Genomic DNA, 4,796 nt, shown 5'->3' with positions numbered 1-4,796 from the left:
CAAGGCTCGGAACCTTGCGTATATTATTCGGAACTTCGAGCGCAAGGCTTTGAGAATTGCTGGCAAGGCTATCTGGTCGCTTGCGCCGTTTTTTCGGCTACCGGATTTGGTAGGTCGGTCTGTTATAAATGAAATGTTCCTGAAAGGTCGCCTTCCATGAAAATCGCTATCTCCCTGGATCATTCCGTTCCGGAGCAACGGTTGATTGCCCCCAAACTCAAAGCGATCAAAGCAAATATCCGCTTTAAACAGCGTCAAGATTGACTGAATTGCCGGGGCGGTCGATGTTGAAGACCATTGGCAAGCATTAAAGGACTTGGAAACAGGCGGACAAATTTGCCCACCGATCAATTTCGCGCGAGCACAAAACCTTGCCCACCCAGGCTTTTTCGGAGCGTCGTTAAAGACTTATTGGATAAATGGGCTACTTATAGCGTTTTAAAATTGTCAAAAAATTTTACGCAAGCTTGATACGGCGTTTTTAATTCATTGATTTTTAGCATACTTTACGAAGGCACAGAGTTTGCTCACTAACAGGGTTTCCCATTTTTAACCATGGAGTTCAAGATTATGCAGCATCAAAACCACATGATGACGACAGTCTGCCTGTCAGGCGTGTTGTTGGCGGCATCGGTTATGCCAGCCCAGGCGGCTATCATTGTCGGCGGCAGTTCGCTGTTGACCGAAACCTATTTGAGTCAACTGGAAAATCAGCTTGGCGAAGGCCCTATCGCGTTGACCAATATATTCACTAAATCACCCGGCGCCACTTCCGTTGATTTCCACAATGCGGTTGACAATAAAGGCCGGACCTTTGTGGTGATGCAAGCAGCGGAAGACAATGGAAATACCGCGGTGATCGGTGGCTACAATCCCGAATCATGGAATTCTGTCGCTCACACTAACCCCACTCAGCAAAGCTCATTCCTCTTCAATTTAAGCAATAGTCAATTTTTTTTACAATTTGGTGCTTATATAACACTCAACCAAAGCTCGTATGGCCCAAGTTTTGGTAGCGGCTACGATATCTTTGTCGATAGCAGTTTGAATAATGGTTATTCATACCTGGCGACCTACACCAATACTTCCAGCGGAAACTCCATTATCGACGGTTCACACTACAACGGCGTCAATGTCAGCTATGGTGCCATGGAAGTGTTTACGATCAGCCAAGTGCCTGTACCTGGCGCGGCCTGGTTGTTTGGTTCAGCCATTTTGGGTTTGCTGGGCTTGAAACGTCGCGGATAGAAAAGCTTGGCATGCGCGGGTCCTGAACTTTCCTGACCGACGATTCGGACGGATGGCGATAGCCGTCCGAAGCGGTGCAGTTTGAAATATCAGAAAATTTTACATCTGGACCAATAGCTTGAGTCCGCCCAAGCATGGCTAAAAATCTAGCGACAAACGACCTTGAAGGAATCATAAACGTTCCGGCCGGTTCGCGGATGCCGAAAACCGAATTCAGTCCGATGGCCTCGGCCTGATGGAGCGCCAACTAACCAAGCTTAGCGCGCCGGCTCACGACCGAAACGAAGACCAGCCTGTAGCGTTATTGAACCTGTTGAACTTTTCCGGTATTTCGGTTTTAGAGCGGCGATTTGATCGGAATATTGGAAATCAATCGATCGTCATCAGATGTCATTGAGGTTATACGGCGGCTCAATACCGCCACGAAGAGACACCTGCAGTCATAATACCAACGGCGAAATGCTCACCGAAGCGGCCCGTATCTGCGGGTGAAATTGACCATAATGCTCGTAGATATACCATTGCCGAGGGTTTAGCAGAATCAGATTTTGTAATGTCAAGAGTTGTCATGAAACCTTTACATCAAATAACTTTAAGTGCTTTACAAAATTTGATATTTTGGTCATCATGCTGAAAAGCAGCGTTGAAGGCTCGTTAGCCCCCCAAGTGTTCGGTAGTTGCCGGCGTATAATGGCAAAAGGCTAGCCCAACACATTCGAGTGTTGGCTGCAGACGAACCATTTAAGGTGGCTAATATAGAAATAGATATTGGGCCATCAGCCTGCTTTTGAGCTTAACCGTCTTCCAAGCCGAGGCTACAGCGCCTTTTAACTTGGACGATCAAAGCTTGATCTACAGTCGTGTTAGCGGCATCACCCGATCCCGCCCCGACGCCAATCCACTCGGAACGATGATAGTCGCGGTATTACAACCTTCGTAGGTTGAGACTACCATCTTGTGCAATTAACTTTAGCAATTTTCGTATTTGGCTGGACCGCTACTAAAAGGATTGATATCAAAATATGAAAACAAGAAATCTATATAACAGTGCGATTTTAATATTTGCCTGGCTATTTGCTCCAAATCTTAGCTATGCGACACAGGTTATTACATTACAAATAAATCCGTCGACGAGCTGGGTTCAAGATATTCCTTGGGTTGAAATTCTTCCAAATTCAGCGGGTGAAATACCGGACTTGTCCTCAGAAATACCATTCGGCGAGCCAAAACCCGAAGCAATTTATCACCCGAGCGAGCGTTTTTCCTTGAGCGGCAATATTAATGTCATACTGGGGCGCAACTACCTCTATTCATTAGAAACAGAAGCGATCAACGTCTCGCCGGGTATTCTGCCAAGCGGCCGGAATGTTACTCTGGATTTGCCATCACAGACCTTACGGGATGGGGTTTTTCCAAATGAATTGGCATTTTCTTTGCCTGCCGGCACAATATGCGCTTGCTTTAGATTGGATAACCCATTTGCACCTAAAATATCCGGAGCATTTGACGGCAAATCCTTATCGGTTGATTTTACGAGTAATGATATGCAATTTGGCTTTTATTCCACAGATACCGTTACGTGGATAGGTGGCTCACCGTCAGATTCACCAGCAGGCGAAAATAAATATTCATACCATATAGAGGCGAGCGTCGTGCCTTTACCGCCAACAGCCGTACTATTTTTATCCGCGCTTGGCTTTATGGGTTTATCTCGTAAACTTCGGTAAGACACAAAAAATATTGGCCGTGATCGATGCATTTCCTTGAGCGGGACGGGTTTAATAAACCCGTCCCGAGCCTTTTTCCGAAAGACTTTTTCGGGCACCCTACTTGAAAAAAAAATTGGCAAAAACTGCGCGACGGATATTTCCGGCATCCCGGTTCATTCCCATCACCTCCGAGTAATCCGATGCGTCCAAGGAATTGGACCATTTCTTCGACCATCCGCCAGCCAATTCTTGCGAGTAGTCTCGCGCTCCAAGCCGAGCAGCTGTAGGGTGGGCAAAATTGCCCATCGATTTGCTTCGCGTAGGCACAAAAGCCTTGTCCACCAGGCTTGAAATGGGCGTTGGATGATGTTGTCATTGACGCTTAACCCCATGATTCTTTGTGGAATGCTCTCTCGTATTGAGGGCATGAGCCGCGTAGGGTATGCACCGCATATCATATTCAAGGTTTCCGATGAGTCAAACGCCAAAGAAGGTACGCAATGCGTACCCTACATCACTCCATTCTTCGGAAACATCAATATCTTCGTGTGCTAGAAATGAGGTAATCCCGATAGATTCCAGAAGTTCCTTGATTCGGCCCGCAATCTGCTTATCGGCGGTTTGGTAACTTATAAACGCATAACAGTACATCTGTATGGTTTCCGATGGCTAACGCCTGCCATAACCGGAGGCAAAAAGCTGCATAGCGAGAAACGAGTGGCGCAGCTTTTTGACGTCCGTGTTTATGGCATTGTTAGGCATTTTTTATGACATACTCCGATGCTTGAAGACGAGACGTCATTTGTTTCAAAAGATTACTATATAAATTTAAGCTCATACTGATATAGGAAGACCAAGCCTTTTTGCCCAGCTGTTCATAAGCGCGATAGTTATACTCATACAATTCCAATTGCTTTTTTGCGCTTTCAGCCTCGAACTTAGCGAGACTAAGTTTTTCTTCTCGTGATATAGGCAAAGACATGAACAATTCCCCGTTGTACCGCCATGGGTTTTGCTCCATTTCAAATTGCCACATAGTGAGATAACCAGATTTTGTGTATACATCCACTATACTGTCAGCACAGGCCGGGTTAGATGTTACATAAAGCGTTAGTTCTTCGAGAGTTTGGATCTTGCTTTTTGTGATGCGCCTTGCTTCAGATAATATTGCATTTGTTATTTCTGTCTGCCTTTGTATCGGATTGAAGCTTTTTGCGAATCTTACTTCTTCCTCTGTTGCTATTCGAATAACCCCAGATACTTCATCGAAGAATGATGAGTGATTAATATCTTCTGGAGAACAATATGATGGATTTTCTACTACTTTTTTTCCGGCGTGTTCAAAAGCTTCCGCTACAAGCCTGGAACAAAACTGCTTGTTTTCTTTATTTCTTTGGGTTCCGATCTTTGTTCTAACAGCTTCTTTGATCGAATACTCCTTTCCTATCTGGGAGCGAGCATACATTGAAGCGTTAGTGGCAACGCCTCCCGCCTTAGGCCGAAGCACCTTAACCCTAGAGGGTTTGTCAAAAAGTAGCCTTTGTATGTTCGCGGAATGAACGCCTTTCGAGTCGGAGTGAATATAGCTTCCATGGCCAACGTATAGAATGGCATGAGAAAAGCCACTGAAAGTCACCCCACGTACACCTTTGCTAGTGAGGCTTTTCTCCGATGTGAGTAAAACATCGCCCTCCTTTAGTTGGTTCATGTCGAGGATGTACATATTTTCATGCCTAACAAGGAATTAAATAGTTTCCGTATATCTAACGAAAAATGATCCTCGAAACGATAATTCATTGATTGGCATATAATTTCCATTCAGCTCGTAGGATGGGTAGA

The 4,796-nt window shown here is 45.3% G+C and carries 3 protein-coding genes; 2 read left to right on the top strand and 1 reads right to left on the bottom strand.

The annotated features are described in order from the left end of the window. The first annotated feature begins 570 nt into the window (after nucleotides 1–570). Together A1355_RS07965 and A1355_RS25130 are read left to right on the top strand one after the other, a co-directional pair. Entirely contained in the window at nucleotides 571–1,248 is a 678-nt protein-coding gene (locus tag A1355_RS07965) for a PEP_CTERM-anchored TLD domain-containing protein (RefSeq protein WP_197471746.1), read from the top strand. Between the two features lie 1,022 nt (nucleotides 1,249–2,270). Continuing rightward, a complete protein-coding gene (locus A1355_RS25130; protein WP_157197798.1) occupies nucleotides 2,271–2,975 on the top strand; it encodes a hypothetical protein in 705 nt (234 codons plus the stop codon). Between the two features lie 736 nt (nucleotides 2,976–3,711). Here A1355_RS25130 and A1355_RS07955 read toward each other — a convergent pair. Beyond that, nucleotides 3,712–4,680 (bottom strand): YiiX/YebB-like N1pC/P60 family cysteine hydrolase, encoded by a 969-nt coding sequence (locus tag A1355_RS07955; protein ID WP_064026774.1) that lies wholly within the window; start codon nucleotides 4,678–4,680, stop codon nucleotides 3,712–3,714. Nucleotides 4,681–4,796 lie beyond the last annotated feature (116 nt).

Origin of the sequence: Methylomonas koyamae, assembly GCF_001644025.1 — a bacterium.
GTDB lineage: Bacteria > Pseudomonadota > Gammaproteobacteria > Methylococcales > Methylomonadaceae > Methylomonas > Methylomonas koyamae_A.
This window is presented reverse-complemented; position numbering and strand designations above follow the sequence as displayed.

Coding starts and splice junctions, on each gene's coding strand:
- A1355_RS07965 (WP_197471746.1), top strand. CDS start 571: ATGCAGCATCAAAACCACATGATGACGACAGTCTGCCTGTCAGGCGTG.
- A1355_RS25130 (WP_157197798.1), top strand. CDS start 2,271: ATGAAAACAAGAAATCTATATAACAGTGCGATTTTAATATTTGCCTGG.
- A1355_RS07955 (WP_064026774.1), bottom strand. CDS start 4,680: ATGTACATCCTCGACATGAACCAACTAAAGGAGGGCGATGTTTTACTC.